Origin of the sequence: Pseudoalteromonas sp. DY56-GL79 (genome assembly GCF_041414765.1) — a bacterium.
GTDB lineage: Bacteria > Pseudomonadota > Gammaproteobacteria > Enterobacterales > Alteromonadaceae > Pseudoalteromonas > Pseudoalteromonas piscicida.
In genome coordinates this window covers 52,852-71,929 of record NZ_JANHZS010000014.1, presented here as the reverse complement: position 1 = coordinate 71,929, position 19,078 = coordinate 52,852, and the positions used below count along the sequence as shown (strand labels likewise).

Genomic DNA, 19,078 nt, shown 5'->3' with positions numbered 1-19,078 from the left:
GCATGCTACTTAGCATAGTCCCTAAAAATCAAAACTGCCTGTTGGATTTAAATAAATATTGCATTAAAACATTAAGTTATATTTATAAATCGCCCAGTTTTACCGGCAATGTAAAATCTCATTCCTCGTCATTCACCTCTGTGGGCTTGCGCTTTTGCCCAACTAGTAAAATGATCAAGCCAACAATAGGCGTAAACATCAGCGAAATTAAAAAGAAGCCCACGGGCCCCGCAAAGGTGTTTCGTCCCCAATAACCAGTTAAAATGCATAACACTAAATATAAAGCGATAAGCATAATTTTCTCCAAGTTGTTGATAAATTCGGTGCGGAGAATAAACCAGCAGTTGCCTGCCGGTTTATGTCAGCCAGTATCGGTTATACTGTGGCTTTATCCGCTGTAGCTGTTGCGTCCGCATTCCCTTTATTTGCACGATACTTAGCTGCGATGTCTGCGATATCCCCTTTCATACTTGCTAGATTCAGGTCTATCAGCGTGCCGCCATTTTCAAAGTGTCGAACAAAAGTTGCGCCTACTGCGTGTGTTGATGCCGCAGACACAACTGGCATAAATGCGATTGCGCTTAACGTGCCAAGGACAGGAACCGCCTTCAAAAAGCTGCTTAGTCCCGCGCCCCCTAAGGTTTGTGGAAAAGAGCCGCCGATCAATGCGCTTACTGTGCCACGCAACTTGTTGTCACCATATGATTGACCATAGACTTTCGCTACTTCGCCTATCATCTTCATTTGGATCCCTGTCAACGCCACCAAATCAACCGCAGGAACGGGAATAAACCCAGAGCCAAACGACCATTTTGTGTATTTGTCGACAATCAGCTGAGCAACGGCTGCTCTGTCTTCATCAGCAACAAGTTGTGATTCCTGTTGTTCTGGAGCGTCGCTCGCCTTGTCATCCTTCGCTGTTTTTGTCACTGCCATAATTCATCCTCTATGATTTATTTAAACAGTTGTCGAACTCATCAAGCACCATATTGGCACTTGCCCTAGTACCCAAAATCAAACAAGCTGCACTTATTCAACTCTGAGCTTTACCGCCTTCATCCATGATGAAGAAGTAAACCTAAGAACAACCAAGGATTTGCACAGTGTCACAAATACAACTGAGCGAAACGTTGCCACCTACTGCAGGCGTTCTATTAATTTGTTTAACCGAGCGCGAAAGCTCAGTGTTTTTCCCTACCGCGTTATGCCTGATTCAAATCTTGCTGGCATTGCTCGGTACGGTGTTTATCACTATAGAAGATAATGTTGCGGATCTCCTTGGCGATACAATCTGACTCAATTCCCTCTTTCACATAGTTGCTAAACACCATGATGCTTTGATCTCGTTCCAGTAAACGAGTAAAACTGGTCACCCATGAATAGGGGTAACTACCAGAGTACTGTAAAAATTTTTCATACATTCTGAGATTTGCATCGGCTGGGTTTTCGGGGCAATTTGCCACTTTGCCGTACTGGTTTGGGTCAACATAAGTCACAAACCAACCATAGCCATAGTATTCACACTCGTCGCTGCTACCAGTGTTAGAGTATGGAGCAAAGGCCGCTAGTTTCTGGGTATCGTTTAAGATTTGAGTGCCATACAAGCCTTGATCCCATTTATGCATGTCTTCCACTGTGGAATACAAATCTCCAGCTGAATACAGTACTAATGGGTTGCTATATGGATTCACTAAAATGTCTTCGTAAGGTGCAGGTCCACCTGTAGCTGGTGGACGGCCATTGGCAAGCGATAAGTATTGGTTTTGATTATAAATATAACCTGTGGTCATATTTGCATAGACACCAATCGCACTGTAAGAGCCGCTGTCCGTCATGCTAAGCGGATTTAGAATTTGCTCTTGAACGATATTGGCAAACCAATACTCACGACCGATATTGCCTTGTTTTCCGGCCGCTAATTGCTCGATGATATTACCAATAAGATAGTAGTTACAGTTGCTGTATTCATACTTACTGCCGGGCGTAAATGACGGTGTGCCACTTTGCCCCGCTTCGGCACCACAGGTGCAAAAGCGATTACTAAAATCTTCCGGACCGTTAAGGTCTAGACTCGAGTTATATAAATAAGGCCGCCAACCGTAATTATCGTATACGGCTTCGTTGTCGCTGTAGTTATTGATCCCTGACGACATGGTAAGCAAATGATGTAGCGAAACATCCGCACATTGGTTATCTGGGTACCAAGGCAAGTGATCGCCAATGGTTTCCTGCCGTAAGTCCTTGCCATCTAACATCTTCATTAAAATAGCGGCCGAAAACGCTTTGGTATTGGAGCCGATGCGATACTTAGACTTAACGCTGTTATCAACATCATATTGCATGTTCTGTGGTCCGCAGTTGGACTGGTACACCACCTTATCAACCGAGGTGATATAAACCGTGCCAAAGAATAGGTTGGCATCGCAATATTCATTCACCACCGCCGCTATCATTTCTAATTGATTAGGCATAATGGTGTGATTATCTGCGATGCTCTTTTTCTGCAAACAAGAAGCCAGTGCTAAGGTGATGCAAAATAGCATCATCATTCTTAGCCGTAGTTGTATTAGCCATTTCATTTTTTCATTCCTTACATTGCCAACCACGTAACCACTAACAAATGTTGTTGCCCGATTTTCATCGGAATGAGTACCAACTAGTTATGCTGACGCGATATTTGCCATGCCAACTAGTACTTTACGAGTGCCTGTATAGGCCTCTCTGCCATGAGTAAACAGCATATTATCCAGCAGCAAAATATCGTTTCTTTGCCACGGGTAAGCAAAAGTGAGGTCTTGATAAACCTGATTGATGAGCTTGATGTCTTGGTCACTTATTTCGCTACCATCACCAAAAAAGGCGTTACGAGGTAAAAATTCGCTGCCGATACTGTCACGCATTTGTGCACTGAGTTGATTATCTAGGCTCGAGCAGTGGAACAAGTGAGCTTGATTAAACCATACCTTTTCACCACTTTTTGGATGGCGCATGACCGCCGGACGCCATTGCTTGGTTTGTAGCCTTTTATCATCAAGCCAAGTAAATTCGATTTCATTTTGTCGGCAATATTGCTCAACTTCGGCTTTACTCTCAGTCTGAAAAACCTCTTGCCAAGGTAGGTCGATATCACCGTAGTTACGCACGTACTGCACACCTAAACGCTCAAACTTGTCTCTTAATTCACTGGGAATACGACGATATACTTCACGGCTGTCGGCAAGTGGTGTGCACCCACCCGTGGTTGCTGGGATCACACAAAAAAAGCCCATTCGCATCGGCCAAACATTGGAGTAAGCATTTTCGTTATGCTGCAGGATCACTTGATCGGCATGATATTCCGTGGTGGTGTAAATATTGTTGTTCAGTGCCGTTCGTGGCGAAGAGCGATAAACATACTGGCTTAAACGCTCACCAAACAAGGTCTCAAGTATGGCGCTAAACTGATTCGTGCTCACAATATTTAAGCCACGAAGCAATGCAAAACCATCTCGCTCAACCCAGTTATTCACCTCTTGAACGTGGTTTTTCACCCATGCCATGCCGCTTTGTTTAACCTCAGATAAGTCATGTATCCGAGAGTCTGCTGCAATTGTTGTCGGATCCAATTCCAAAGAAAGTGCGTGATCCATTGTTTTCCCATCCTTAAAAGTAAGTACTTTTGCTAGTGCAACACATAGTTGCGCTCAATTATGTTAACCAACTGCCCCACTTGCTCGGCTTGTAGGCAGGACAAATGATCTCCTTTGACTTCATAACAAGAGAGAGAGTGACTAAATGGTTTCCACCCCATGTCTTTATTCACAGGACGGCCTTCAAATTCTTGCGTTTGCTGCGTTTTTACAACGCAGATTGGGGTGTCGCTAAGCATAGACGGCATCTCAATATTTGCTCGCAGTTGGGCACTAAAAACTTGTTGAAAGTGGCGTAGATGCGCATCACTAAAATTAAATCCAGCTTGATGTATCCAGCGATTGAGATAGGCAATGCGTGCTGAAGCATCACCTTGCTTATAGGCACTGATTTCTGCATCAGAGACACTAAGGCGGAAAAACGCCACCAGATTATCCAGCATCATTTGTGCGATTTGCGCTTCCCCTAAGTTAAGCGTTGGGCTGCTCGGTACAGGCGTATCAATCACAGTTACCAAACAGCCAATTCGACCTTGTTGCTCAAGTAAAGTGGCAAGTTGATAGGCAATAAAGCTGCCAAAAGAATGTCCGACCAAATGCACTTGTTCACCAAGTTCAGCACCTGCTAATACACTCAAGTAATACTCTGCGGTGCGGCCAATAGAGGTTAGCGTCTCGGGTTCCTCGGTAAGCGCCTCTGGCTGCAAGCCATAAACGGGTATACGGCTATCAAGCCCATTCACTAACGCATGAAATGCCATTAGCCAACCTCCCGCTCCCGCAATCAACACCACAGGTGTAAAGCCAAGCTCGCCCTCTTGCAAACACACTAAGGTTTCAAGCGATTGAGGTTCGCCTTGGCGTTCGCCAAGACCATCTCTCAATGCTTGAATATACTGACTGAGCCCACGCACAGTCGGATGCTCAAAAAGTGCCGACAGTGGCAAATTGAGTTGTAGGTGCTGATTAATATCACCCACAAGACGCATCGCTAATAGCGAATGACCACCTAGATTAAAGAAGTTATCGTCAAGGCACACTCCATCCACCAGCAAACGACGGGCAAACTGCTGCGCTAATTGAGTTTGTAGTGGTGTGAGCCTTTCCAGCTTATCCTCTTGCCGCAAGGATTGAGGCGGAGTGTATGAACCGGCCAGTGCAATGAGCTGCTTGCGATCTATCTTGCCGTTCGTTGTAAGCGGAAGTTGGCTAACTGATTGGAACAACTCAGGGACCATGTAAGCGGGTAGTACTGCGAGTAACTGCGCTCGCACAGCAGCATCATTCACTTCCGTATGCTGCGTTGGCTGTACAAATGCCACCAATTGCGCGTTGTTGCTGCTATCTTCGCGCACCACCACAGCACAAGCAGCAACTTCGTCTATGAGCTGAAGTTGTCGTTCAATCTCACCCAATTCGATGCGGTAACCGCGCACTTTAACTTGGTCATCACCACGGCCTAGATACAGCAATTCATTTGAAGCTAAGCAGCAAGCGCGATCGCCAGTTTTATAAAGTCGCTGGCCGCTGTTAGGCTCAATAATAAAGGTCTGCTGCGTCTTTTCTTTGTCATTGAGATAGCCTCTGGCAAGGCCAATACCCGCAATGTATAAATCGCCTTCCACACCGGTGGCTACCGCTCGAAGCTGCTCATCAAGTAAATATAAAGACAAACCCGCGACGGGCTGACCGATCGGCACACGCGCACCGCTGAAGTGTGTGACATCATTAAGGGTTGCAGAAATGGTTGCTTCTGTCGGGCCATAGGCGTTAATAATTCGAATACGGTCACCATAGCGCTGCTGCCAATCGGTGAGCGCGGCTACCTGCATTTGCTCGCCACCTATGGTGATGATCCTCAGCGAGGTTGGCAAGGTGACTGAAGTCGCTGCAAGTTGATGCCAATACGCTGTTGGCAAACTCATCAATGTTAACTCGGCATCTTGGCTTAATTGCGCCAACTTGTTGGGGTCCAACATGTCGTCTGTCGGTGCCATCACCAGCGTTGCGCCATGAAGTAAAGTGCAAAAAACTTCTTCCGCAAACACATCAAAGCTCATGCTGGCGAATTGCAGGTAATTGTCGCTTGCCGTAATCGCATATTGCGCGGCTAATGCCTGCACATAATTAACGACACTAGCATGCTCCACCATCACCCCTTTTGGCATGCCCGTGGTGCCCGAGGTGTAAATTACATAACAGAGGTCGTCAATCTGGCATGGCGCAGTAAAGCAACGACTAGGCTGCTCGGCCAAAGCGCCCTGAATACTATCTAAATCGACTTGAGGCACCACTTGCTCCGAGCTACCCTGCCAATATTCTGTTTTAGTAACCAGCATGGCTGCATTGGCATTTTGCAGCAGCAAACGACGTCGAGACTCGGGTAGTGATGGTGCAATTGGTAGATAAGCCGCGCCCAATTTGAGTACCGCAAGCATAGCCACAATAAGCTGGTAATTCGCCTCTAAACACAGGCCAATAATAACGGGGGCTGTACTCGGCTCTTGTCGTGAAGCAAGGTAATGGGCGAGCTGATTGGCGTCTTTATCCAGCTGTGAATAGCGATAACAGCTTGCCTCCCCAGAGGCGGCACCATATTCACGAATAGCAATATGCTCAGGAAACTCGGCAGCAACTTGAGCAAATAATTGCTGAATAGGTAAATTTGGCGTTTGATATTGCGCCGCTTGCGTCAGTGCAAAAGTAGGCAGAGGCAGTGCCTTGCTGTACGGCGCGTGTTGAGGCTGCCAAGACAATTTTCCGAGTGTTTGCTCAGGCTGTTGTGTCGCAGCTAACATCAGCTGCTGCATCGCCGCAAGGCTTTGCTCGATAAACACTTCATCAAAGCATTGCTGCTGATAGCTCAGCGTGAGCGATAAACCCGCCCCTATGCCTACCACAAAGGTCAATGGATAGTGCGTTTCGTCAACTTCACTTAAGGTTGTTGCGATAAATGGCAGCGCAGCGCTATTTTGTAACGGATCTTGCGGATAATTTTCAAAAACATACAAGCAATCAAATAATGGACTGTCATTCTCAATACCCGACCACTGGTGAACTTGTGTCAGTGGTGTATGCGGGTGCTGCGCCAAAGCCGTAAGCTGCGACTTCACCGCTTGCAGGTAATCTTTCACACGCGCATTTTGATCTATCGTGACATGGACCGCTTGCGTATTAATATACAAGCCAACGCGCTGCGCCATTCTACTAAGCGCTGTAGGTCTACCCGCAATGGTTTGACCAAATAAGGCATACGGTTCGTTGCAGCAACTTGCCACCCAATACGCCCATAGCCCTTGGATAAACTGATTGACGGTAAGTCCTTGCTCGCCTGTAAAGCGAGTCACTGCATCTTGCAGCGATTGCGGTAACGTCACACTAAGTTCTTTAACACCAGTCACTTTATTTTCAGTATGTAGTACCTTTTCGCTAAGCAATGTGGGCGCGGTGACTCCACCCAAATACTCCCGCCAAAACGCTTCGTCGCGGTCGACATGCGTATGCAAATATTCGATATGATCGCGGAAATTATCTACCACAACGGGGCGTAATTCACCTCGGCAACGGGCTTGATAAAATGCCAATAATTCAGCAAATAACACCGGCAGCGACCAGCCATCCATAATAAGATGATGATAGGTCCACACCACCCCAACATTGCCATCATCAAAAGCGATTAAGCTTAACCGCATACAAGGCGCTTGCGAGAGCTTAAGCGGCTCGGCAAGCTCCACCGCGGCCTGTGATTCCACTATTTGCGATTGTTCTTCTGCAATGACGCTGCTGTGCAGCAGTTTGAGTGGCACATCGGCATGTTTACAGACCACTTGTAGCGGCTCGCCAGCAACATCTATAAAGGCCGAGCGTAATATGCTGTGCTGTTTAATTAATTGCTGCCAAGCGTAACTCAGCGCCTCTATATCCACACAACCTTGTAGCAATAAGCTGGTTTGCTCGACGTAAGGTAGCGTGCTTTGAGTGTGCGTCTCACGTGCCGTTTGACTGTGGAACCACATGCCTTGCTGCAAACCAGTTAGAGGGTAAATATCCTCAACTTCCTCGTCAAATTGCCCAAGTATGCGCTGTAACTGCCGTTCAGAAATGCCGCTGAGAAGTGCAAAGTCACTGACTGTGTAATGACGTTGAGGCTGGGATTGGCAATGCTCGATGACCTGAATTAGACTTTCGAGTATCTCTTTACTTAAACGCTCTGCTGCTTCAGATGCTAAGCGCTGGCTGTCAAACTCCAGCGTTAACGCCAATTGACCATCGACAACAGCCGCTGTTAGCTGCGATCCAAAGTAACTGAGATTTGACTCTGCAACCAAAGTGCCTGTCGACTCACGAGCATCTCCCAGCAAACCTTGTTGCTCAATGACTGTATCTAGCTGGCCTAAATAGTTGAAAAACAGTAAGCCTCGGGTATCAATCTCAAGCGATGAGCGAACGTTTGGCTCTGGGTGTAAATACCGTGCAGCACCATAACTACTGGCAACTTTAGCGCTCCTTTCAAGCTCTGCCTTGATACTACAAATCACATCATGCAAGCGGCTGCCATTACTAAATAACTGCATTGGATAAAGCGCCGTTAACCAGCCGATGGTTCGGCTGCTATCCAGTGCCTCGGTTAGTAACTCGCGGCCATGTCCTTCTAGCATGATCACTTCACTGCCTGCACCACGCTTTTGCGCACACCAAGCAAGTGTACTGAGCAGCAATGCTTGCGCCGTCGTACCATAACTGGTGTTGGCGGCTCCCAGTAGCGCACGGGTGTGCATTGCTGACAATGTGTGGCGAACTTTGGCTATGGTTGGGGTTGCGCTTGTATCTTTAAGACTCAATAAGTGCGAAGTTTCAGCCAGTGCAGCTACCTTCTGCCATTTGCGCAAATCACGCTCATTGGTCGCAAGTTCACGATAAAAATCGGCAAGTTCAGCCAAATTCGCGCTTGCGGCAGGAAGCTCCAACGGCACATTGTTTATTTGCTGCTGTAGTAGCTGGCTCACATCTTCAAGTAACACACGCCAAGAGACGCCATCCACTAGCAAGTGATGTGCGCTGAACAACAAGCGATTATTGGCCTCACTGTCAGGCGTAACATATAACACCGCTTTAAACAGTGGCGTGCCAGTAAACGCAAAGCCTTGCTGCACTTGCTCACTGAACTCGCTCAGCTCAGCTTGCCATGCGTCACGCTCAAGCGTATGCGCCGTAAATACCTTTTGAATATCAATGCCATCACGTATAAATAGGGTATTTTCATCCGCAACCACCAAACGTAGCGCATCGTGCTGGGCTATCAAGTACCCTATCACTTGCATGAGCTGCGCTGGTGTAACGGATTTATCTACACTCACCAGCACGCTCTGATCCCAATGACTGGGGTTGGCAAATTGTTGGGCAAAAAACCAATGCTGAATTGGTAATTTATCGAGTTGACCTACCAATGGCTGCCTTTCTTTACCCATCGACAGGTGAATATCTTGCTGGGCAAGTCTTGCTGCAAGTGCCGAAACACAGGGGTAGGTAAACACGTCGGTAGCGCTAACAGGTAACTTGAGTGCTTTGGCTTTACTGGCGATTTGAATACTCAAAATAGAGTCGCCGCCTAAAGCAAAATAGTCGTCTTTAGCGGTCATGGATGGCGTATTTAATACCTGCCGATAAATCGCCAGTAACTGGGCTACGATGCTGTTAGCCTGTGATGTGACCGCGCTCTGCTCGGTTACTGTGGTAGTCTGTTGAGTTTTACTAAGCGTTGCCAAGGCACGATGGTCAACCTTGCCATGCGGTGTCAAAGGCAGTCTTGCGAGCATAACAAAATGCTCTGGTACCATATAACTTGGCAGTCTCTCCTTTAGCTGGGCTTGAAGCACTTGAGGCTCAGTGTTTGCCACCACAAATGCCTGTAACTGTGGCTGCCTTGACGCGCTTGTGGTTATCTGAACTGCACATTCTTGTACGCTTGATAGTAGCCCTATTTGCTGTTCAATTTCGGCCAGCTCAATACGATAACCTCGCAGCTTTACTTGTCCATCGTTACGACCCATATAGGCGATACGGCCGTTGCTCAGCAGGCGAACCAAATCTCCGGTTTTATAGGCACGCACCGCTTGCGATGGAGAGACTTGTAGCTCAATAAAACGCTCAGCGCTAAGCTGTGGTTGATGCAAATATCCTCTGGCAAGTCCTGCCCCTGTTACGTATAACTCACCGATCATCCCCGGTGGCACAGCCCGCAGTTGTGGATCTAAGATAAATAGCTGACTATTGTCGACGGGCAAGCCGATATCTGGCACCTGTTTGTCAAACTCAACCACACCAGAAGTCGCGACCACCGAAGCTTCGGTAGGTCCATAGTTATTGACTAGGGTAAATCCGTACTCTTTTGCTTGCAGCGCACCGAGTTTATCGCCGCCAACCAGCAAATAGCGCAAGCTTTGTGGATTAAACAAAGGCTCAGTGAGCAGCGCTTGAGCGATTGGCGTTGCAATAAAACTATGCGTGACTTGGTGCGTATTGAAGCAGGCAGTTAATTCGGCCGGTGACTGCAGCACGGTTTTTGGCACACACACTAAGCTCGCGCCAGCACATAGATAAGGCCAAATCTCCCAGGTTGCCGCGTCAAAGGCGGGGTTGGCGGTTTGACTCGCTACGCTATGATTATCCACCGCAAAGGCGCGTCGGTGCCAACCACATAAATTCGCCAGCCCTTGGTGGGCTATCATCACGCCTTTGGGGTTACCTGTTGTGCCTGAGGTATAAATCACATAGGCCAGCTGCTCAGCCTTAATTTTTGGAAACTGCTGAGGTAATGGTATTGCCGCAAGGCGCGTTTGCACGTTAGCGTCATCAACACACATAACATGTGGCGAGCGATATTCAGCTTCAAGGTGATTATCATCTAGCTCAGCTACCCCAAAGCGAGCGGCAAACTCACACTTTGTTAAAACCAGCGCTGCGCCGCTGTCTTTAGCGATGTAATTGACTCGCGCTTGAGGGTAATGAGGGTCCACAGGTACATAACATCCACCCGCTTTTAACACAGCCAACATCGCCACTATGAGATCTGTGCTCCCCGTCATCGCAACAAGTACAGGCTGTTCGGGTTGCAGCCCTTCACTTAATAACAGTGCCGCCAATGCCTTGGCTCTTTCAGTAAGCTCACCATAACTCAAGGTTTGATTTGAGTTTGTGTCAATTACCGCAATCCGCTCAGCTTGTGCAGGCACAGCCATATTTCGCTCAATTTGCTCAAGCACAGATAGCTCAAAATGTTCCGGCGCTGATTTACCTGAAATTGCATGATTCTTTAGCGGCTGCTCCTTGCAAAGTTTTATATCCGCAAGCGGGCACTCAGGTTGCGTGAGTAACTGCGCGATCACAACATTAAAACACTCAGCAATGCTAGCCACAGTTTCTCTTTCAAATAATCCACTGTTATATAGCCAGTGCAACCTTAACTCTTGCCCATTTACTGTTGCGCTGAGCTCTAGATCAAACTTGGCACGCACGTTTTCCGACGCTAAAACTTCCGTGCTAAGGCCTACAAACTCTGGTGTGTGCTGTAGCTCGGGATTAAACGCAAAACTCAACTGGAAAACACTCTGGTGACTCAACTCACGGCTAACACCAAGATGGTCAATGAGCTGCTCAAAGGGAAGTGATTGATGTTGATGTACTTGCTCGATCTGCTCTCTTTGTATATCGAGTAGCTGACTGAAACTCTGCTGCCAATCGACCTTCACGCGAATAGGCAAGGCATTGACGAAAAAGCCAATCAACTGCTCCACTTGCGGGTGATGCCGCCCTGAAAATGGCGCACCAACCACAATATCATCCACTTGGCTAAACTTAGCGAGCACCACCGCATACGCGCTATGCAACCAAATAAACGGGGTTATTGCCAAGCGCTGACAATGCTGTTGTAGCCGTTGCCAAGTCTCTGCGCTTAGCTGCTCATTAAATGCTTGCGCGCTATTATTCACCGCTTGCCCACGCGGCGTATCGAGCGGTAATTGGTGCAGTGGCGGCGCATCGTCAAGGTGCGCTGACCAAAATGCCATATCTGCACTTTGCTGCGCGCCTTGGCACAGTGATCGATGCCAATGGGCATAATCCGCGTATTGCACCTCAGGTGGCGCAATTAAGTCATGGGCAAGTTCACAGCCTTGGGTGTAATGGGCATAAAACTGCGTAAGCTCTCGCATTAATACTTCAATAGAGCGAGCATCACTAGCAATATGGTGCATATTGACGATAAGGCGATGATAACCTGATGAAAATCGAACTAGAGTTGCGCGGATCATTAGATCTTTACTAAGATCAAAACCCTGTGCTTGGTCGTCCCGTACCGCGCGCTGCCAAACCAAGTTTTGCCAAAGCGGCGATTGTGTGGAGACATCAATGAGCGTAACAAAATGCTCAGGCAAAGCCACAAGGTACTGTTTAGGCCCATCATTCGTGTTGGTGATAGCCGAGTGCAACACCTGATGCCGTGACAGCACCTTTTGCCAACTTTGCTCGAATGCGCTCAGATCAAACTCCCCTGAAAACGCCAATAACGCTTGAATTTGATATTGCTGGCTGCCCTGCTGCATTTGATCTAGTGTCCATAAACGCTGCTGAGCAAAAGACAACACTACGCCATTGGTTTTATCCACCACAGCAATAGCACTTAGCTGCGCGTCTTGCTTTTCAAGTGCAGCCGCTAAACCTTGTACTGTAGGGTGCGTAAAAATCGCTTGCAGCGGTAACTCAATGTGCAGCGTCTTGCGAATATGGTTTGCCAGTTTTGCAGCAAGTAGCGAGTGTCCGCCGAGTCTAAAAAAGTCGTCATAGCGACCAACCAACTCGCGCTGCAGTATCTCGGCAAAATAGCTTGCAAGTTGGGTTTCAAGCTCGCCAATCGGTGCTTCATAAGTGTTTTCGTTAAGGCTTATATCAAGTTGCTGCAGTAGTGCTTTTTTATCTACTTTACCATTGCTGGTCAGTGGCATGGCTGAAACCGCTTGCACTTTGGCAGGCAACATATGGTCGGGTAAATTTTGTTTTAAAAACTGCTGCATGACCAACGTGATGTCGTCGAACTCGACTTGTTTGTGTAACACCACAAAGGCGCAGATCCAGACATTTTCTGGGTCTTGCCGATTTAACAGCACTGTGACCTCAGCCACTTCGGGATGCTGGCGCAACTGGTTTTCAATTTCGCCTAATTCAATGCGATAACCTCGAACCTTTACTTGGTCGTCAATTCGACCAACATAGCTCAGCTCACCGCTGGCCATTAGCCGCACGAGATCCCCCGAGCGATATAGCCGCTGCTCAGACCCTTCATTAAAGGGGTTTTGAATAAAGCGGGTTGCGTTTAATTCATCACGTTGCCAATATCCCCGACAAACCCCCTCGCCCCCTACGTACAACTCGCCCACGGCACCTTGTGGCAAGAGCCTTTGCTTGTCATCAAGTACATAGCAGCTGGTGGTCGGAATCGCACGACCTATATTACTGGTGCCAAGCGTCAGATCCGCAGGCTCCAGCGCTTTAAAGGTAACATGTACCGTGGTTTCGGTAATGCCATACATATTGATTAACTGACAATTTGGTAAGTGCTGTGCCCAAGGTTGTAGCTTACTTGGCTGCAGCGCTTCACCACCAAAAATGACGTACCGCACTGCACATTGGCTCGCCAGCTGACTGTCATTGAGTAGCGTGGCTTGTAGCGCGTAAAACGCACTTGGCGTTTGATTTAAGACCGTAACACGAGCATCAACCAACAACTGAGCAAAAGCTTGGGTGTCTTGCGTAGTCGCTTTATCCACAACCATAAGACGACCACCAAAGAGTAACGCGCCATACATTTCCCACACAGAGAAATCAAAGCAAAAGGAATGAAACAGGGTCCAAACATCTTGCTCATTAAAATCGAATAAGTTGGGCTCTACATGAAGTAACCGCACCACATGACGGTGCTCAATTTGTACGCCTTTTGGTCGTCCTGTGGTGCCAGAGGTATAGATCATATAAGCCAAGTCTTGCGGCTCAATCTGAATAGCATCAAGCAGCTTGAGAGCTTCGCAGCTGACCTGATGTTCTGCCTGTGACACATTAATTAGCTGGTATGAAAGCTGACTAAACTGTGCCTGCGTAGCGTTGTCACAAAGTAGCCATGGGCTTTGCACGTCTCCCAAAATATACTCAATGCGCTCTTGCGGGTAGTCGGGATCTACTGGTACGTAGGCAGCACCGACTCTAAGCACTGCCAGCAAGGTCACTATCATCTCAACGCTGCGTGATACACTCACCACCAACATAGTTCGTGGCGTGACCCCTTTCTGTAACAGCATTACCGCCAGCGCATCGACTCGATCATTAAGCTCACGATAACTCAGCACAGTCGTGCTATCTTGCACGGCAGTGCGTTTGGCAAAGCGCTCGGCATAGCGCGTGAATAAACTGGTGATGGTGTCTTGCTCAAGCCAAATTGCTCCTTGGCATTGAGCGCCCGTTATTAAAGCTTGCTGCTGTTTTTGACTCAGTAAAGCAAGTTCACCAATTGCGGTATGAGGGGCTGTAACACAAGCTTGAAGCAGTGTGTGAAAGCAATCTGCCCAATGTTTGATGGTCTCTTCAGTGTAAAGATGGCTATCAAACTTCCAATGTAAATAAAGTGCCTGCTCATCAACTACGGCATTGAGTTCTAAGTCGCATTTTACCGCTATGCTGTCCGCCTGCTTTTTTTGCACTTCTTGAACCGATAATCCCGGAAGCGTAAAAGCACGCTCATCATGGGTTTCTAGTGTAAATAATATTTGTACTAGCGGGTGGTGACTTAAATCTCTTGGAGCGCCAATCGCTTCAACCACTTTATCAAAAGGAATATCGCGGTATTCAAACGCTGCTAAGTTGAGGTCTTTTTGTTGCTGCAACCATTGGCTAAATGGCATATCACTTTCGAGCTTTGCATGCATCACTAAGGTATTAACAAACAAGCCGATTAATGGCGTTAATTCGGGGTGATGACGGCCAAGCTCTGGCGTGCCTACAACCACCTGCTGCGATTGCGTAAGCCTTGCGATAAACAACATAAAAGTATTGAGCAGCCACATAAAGGGTGTGAGCTGGAGCGACTTCGCCTGAGTCGAGATCGCCGCAAATAACGACGCATCAAGCGCTTGGCGATATACTTTCCCCGTTAACGATTGCACCGCTGGACGGACAAAATCACAAGGCAATGACTGCAACGGCGCTAATTCGCTAAATTGCTGTTTTAATTGCGCCAGTGGTGCCTCGATGCGATCTGGCGTTAACTGTGTTCGCTGCCACTGGCTAAAATCGCCATATTGCACCTGCATAGTTGCAAGCGGTGTATAAGGTGCACCTATGTGTTTGCAATAGCCAGCCTCTATCTCTTGTGCAAGTAGCGCCATGGACGCGCCATCAGAGACAATATGATGCATATTAAATGCAAGGTGATGCTCATTGCCATCACTCACCACCAGCACGCGAAGTAAACAATCATGAGCCAAGTCAAAAGGCTTGTTCTGATGTGCTGCGATGCGCGAAGCAATGTAGGCTTGCCTTGTTTCCTCAGGTACTACACTGGCATCAAGCCACTCCAACGGCGTACTAATATCATCCGTTATTTGCAGCTGGGGTTGGCCATCTTGTTCATTTTTTACAAACCTAGCGCGCAGTATTTCGTGGCGCTGCACCACATTTTGTACGGCGCTGTGCATTGCTTGAATATTAAGCTTGCCGCGTAACAAAAACTCGGCGGGCATATAATACTGCTTGCTACCTTGCAGTTGCTCAATAAACCATAGTCCTTCCTGTGCAAAGCTCAGCGGTAAGATTTTCCCCGCGCTTGGCTGCGCGACTATTTTCGGCGATGAGTTCGCCACATCACGGCTTTGCTGTTGGAAATAGGCAATGATCTCTGATTTATATTCAACCACTTGCTGTTTTAGCTGTGGAGGAAATCCAGCGGTTTGCTTAAATGCCAGACCACCGTTTTTTTCATACAAGGTCACGCCAGCTGCCAATGCTTCTGCAATCAACGCCTCTATCTGTCTTTGCTGTTCATTCATCACAAAAACATCTCCTCAGACTGGCCGTTTTCGTCCGCCGCTTTGGCTGCACGGTGGATCTCACACCAAGTTGCAAGTGCACTTACGCTTGGCCGCTCGAACAATACTTTTAAGGTGATGGGCACCTCAAGCGCCTGCTCAATTAAGGCAACCGCTTGGCTCGCTGATAAAGAGTGCCCCCCTAACTCAAAGAAGTTACTGTTAATATCTCGAACTTGAGTGTTGAGCACTTGAGCAAAAATTTCTGCCAGCAGCATTTGTAGTTCAGTCATAGGAGCTAAAGGTGCTGTAAGCGCTTGCGCCTGTTTCGATTGCACCAGTTGTGCAAGCGCGCCTGCGTCTACTTTGCCATTATTAGTGAGCGGCATAGCAGCCAGTGCATACAGCTTGTAAGGCAACATATAACTTGGTAGGACCTCTGCTAACGAGGTTAAAATCTGAGTGTGTAGCGCCTGTTCAAGCTCACAGATGGTATCTCTTTGGGATGGCGTAGTTAGCACCACACAAGCCAGTAAGTTATCTTTACTTTCATTAAGCAACACATGTGCTTGTTGCACTGCATCTAGTTGCTCAAGTTGCGCCGCGATTTCTTCAAGCTCAATGCGATAACCACGCAGTTTAACTTGGTTGTCTCGACGACCAATAAACTGAAGCACACTAGAGCAGCCCTCTTCATCTAGCAGCCAACGCACTTGGTCGCCCGTCTGATAATAACGCTGCGAGTCATTGTTCAAAGACAATGACACAAATTTACTGGCGCTGAGCTCAGGCAACCCAAAATACGCCTGAGCCACATTATCGCCTGCGATGTATAGCTCACCGGGCATGCCTATAGGAACAAGCTGTTGATGCTGATCCAGCACCACCAAATGAGTGCCTTGAATGGCGCTACCGATTGGCACAAAGCGCTGCGATTGCTGCGCAAGCGAAACCGCATCTTGGCCATTACAGCGATACACACAGCACCCGACTGTTGCTTCTGTTGGGCCATATTCGTTATAAAAATGAGCCTGTGGCATCAGTGCCCCGACTTGAGCAACCACGCTGCTAGATAAAGCTTCTCCCCCCACCACAATGTGGTGCGCAGCATTGCTCGGTTGTAATCGTGCCAGCACGCCTTGCAAGTGGGCTGGAGTCAGCTTAAACAGCAATGACTCTTCGCGCGCTAAACACGCACTAAGCTCTGTGATTAACTGCTCACCATCGCTTAGCAGTACTACACCAAGACCATTAACCAGCGCGCCCCATAAGCTCGTTACAGTCGCATCAAACGCTAAAGGCGTGCTGACAACACTCTCTTGTATATCGCCTTGGAGATAACTGTGGCTAACGTGCTCAAGATAAAGGTGCAAATTACGATGGCTGACCACCACGCCTTTGGGTTGCCCTGTGGTGCCTGAGGTATAAATTATATAAGCCGGCGCATCAATATCACTTAACGGCGCAAGCGCTTCTACAGGCATGTTCAGCCAACCCTGCTCTGTGTCTATTAGCATCACACGGCAGCTGAGATCTGCGCTGTTTGGAAGTAGTGCTGAGGTGGTGATAAGGCAAGCCGCTTTACTGTCACGCACTATATATTGCTGACGCTGACTCGGTGCATTGGGGTCAAGCGGCACATACACGGCCCCGACCTTTAAGACTGCCAACAGTGCCACAACTTGCTCACAGCTTGGCGCTAAGCTTATTGCGACCTGCGACCTTGCTGTAACGCCTTGCTCAATCAAGTAACGCGCTAGTTGATTACTTTGGGACTCCAACTCGCCAAAACTTAACCGTTTTCCAGCCATATCTCGCACTGCATTATGGTTCGCGTGGTGCTGAGCAAAATGTTGTATTTTATCGCTGATAAACCACGGAGATTGAGGCTGTACTTGCGTGGCGAGCCCTAGCTCGCTGAGTGCTTTACTCTCAACTAATGGTAAGGTATTCACGCTTTGCTCAGGGCTTATGAGCGCAGCATCAATTAAGGTCACAAAAGCATCAACCATCGCCTGTACGCTAGTGTGTTTAAACAAGGCTTTGGCATAATTCCACTGCACTGCTATCTCACTGCCCGATTCTTGTGCATTCACTTCTAAGTCGAACTTCATTGCAGGCTTTAGATCAAGCTGTTGCTCAATTTTAAGGTGAGGTAGCTTGAAGTCACTTTGTTCGTTATTTTGTAATGCAAAGAGTATTTGTAACACGGGCGAATGCGCTAGGCTACGCGGAGGATTAATGGCATCAACAAGTTGCTCAAAGGGTAAGCTCTGATGGGCAAACGCCGCCAAGATCACCTGCTTTTGCTCACTTAGCCAGTCGTTAAATGACGGCGCCCCCACTTTGTGAGCGCGAATAGCCAAGGTATTCACAAAGCAGCCCAGTAACCCCTCTAACTCTTTCACCTCACGTCCGGCAATGGGCGAGCCAATAACAATATCCTGCGTTTGACTAAGACGAAGCATCAACAGCGAAAAAGCACTTTGCAGCCACATATACAAGGTCACCCCTTGTGCTTGGCAATGCGCTTTTATCGCCTCAACTTGCGATGTCGTAAGGGTATGACGAATACACTCACCATCCAGGGACTGAACTTGTGGTCGCTCAAAGTCCAGCGGTAATTCATGAACAACAGGACACTGCTGCAACTGAGTTTGCCAATAGGCAAGATCCGCCTGATAGCTATCTTGCTGTTGCTGCTGCCAGTAGGCAAAGTCTGCATACTGCAGCGCTAACGGTTTAGCGTATTGCTCTGGCAAAGGGTACGCTGGCGCTTCACTAAAGTGCCGATAAAACGCCACGAACTCTTTGACTAGTAGCGCCATCGACCAACCATCGCTGGCAATGTGGTGCATGTTAAACAAGAGTCCAAATTGGTTGTGACTAAACTGTACACAGATAACGCGCAGCATAGTGTCTTGGCATAAATCAAAAGGTTTGCTGAGTGATTGTTGTTGCAATGTTTGCCAACGCAGCTGTTGCTCTGCGTTATTCAGCCCAGACAAATCGACTAATTCCACAGGACAGGCTACTTGATCACGAACCTGTTGCACTGCACCGTGCTCACCATTTGCAGGAACGATGACCGTACGGAGTACTTCATGACGTGCAACAATCGCGCTTAACGCTTGTGTTAAAGCATCAATATCTAAGGCTCCCTCACACCAATAGCTCGCTGGCATATGGTATTGCAGACTCTGCTCATGTAACTGGTCAATTAACCACAAACGCTGCTGAGCAAAAGACAGAGGTAACGCTTGGGCTCTTGATACTGGCTCAATGGTATGGCTGTGTGCAATCATCGAACTTGCGGTTATTACTTCAGCAAACGCTACAATACTTGGCGCATCAAAGAGTTGTGGTAAGGTGATATCTCGC

6 protein-coding genes (1 of these 6 cut by a window edge) are annotated in these 19,078 nt (G+C 47.9%); all 6 read right to left on the bottom strand.

Features of this window, described 5'->3' with window-relative positions:
* Window positions 1–118: 118 nt before the first annotated feature.
* The gene (locus NO992_RS11590) at window positions 119–295 is read right to left on the bottom strand and encodes a hypothetical protein (protein ID WP_017217212.1); all 177 of its coding nucleotides are present in this window, start codon (window positions 293–295) and stop codon (window positions 119–121) included.
* 80 nt (window positions 296–375) lie between these two features.
* Window positions 376–936, bottom strand: a complete 561-nt coding sequence (locus NO992_RS11585) for a YcjF family protein (RefSeq protein WP_010368778.1) — start codon at window positions 934–936, stop codon at window positions 376–378.
* A 266-nt stretch (window positions 937–1,202) separates the two neighbouring features.
* Window positions 1,203–2,579 carry a serine hydrolase domain-containing protein gene (locus NO992_RS11580; protein ID WP_371377253.1) on the bottom strand — a complete coding sequence of 459 codons (1,377 nt, stop codon included), beginning with the start codon at window positions 2,577–2,579 and terminating at the stop codon, window positions 1,203–1,205.
* A gap of 81 nt (window positions 2,580–2,660) precedes the next feature.
* The gene (locus NO992_RS11575) at window positions 2,661–3,629 is read right to left on the bottom strand and encodes a TauD/TfdA family dioxygenase (protein WP_010607107.1); all 969 of its coding nucleotides are present in this window, start codon (window positions 3,627–3,629) and stop codon (window positions 2,661–2,663) included.
* A 32-nt stretch (window positions 3,630–3,661) separates the two neighbouring features.
* The gene (locus tag NO992_RS11570) at window positions 3,662–15,718 is read right to left on the bottom strand and encodes an amino acid adenylation domain-containing protein (RefSeq protein ID WP_371377250.1); all 12,057 of its coding nucleotides are present in this window, start codon (window positions 15,716–15,718) and stop codon (window positions 3,662–3,664) included.
* Window positions 15,718–19,078, bottom strand: the 3' end of a protein-coding gene (locus NO992_RS11565; RefSeq protein ID WP_371377247.1) for an amino acid adenylation domain-containing protein. The gene runs 6,467 nt beyond the window's last position; the window shows 3,361 of its 9,828 coding nt (coding positions 6,468–9,828); the start codon falls outside the window, past its right edge; its stop codon occupies window positions 15,718–15,720. Before NO992_RS11565 ends, NO992_RS11570 begins: the two co-directional genes overlap by 1 nt.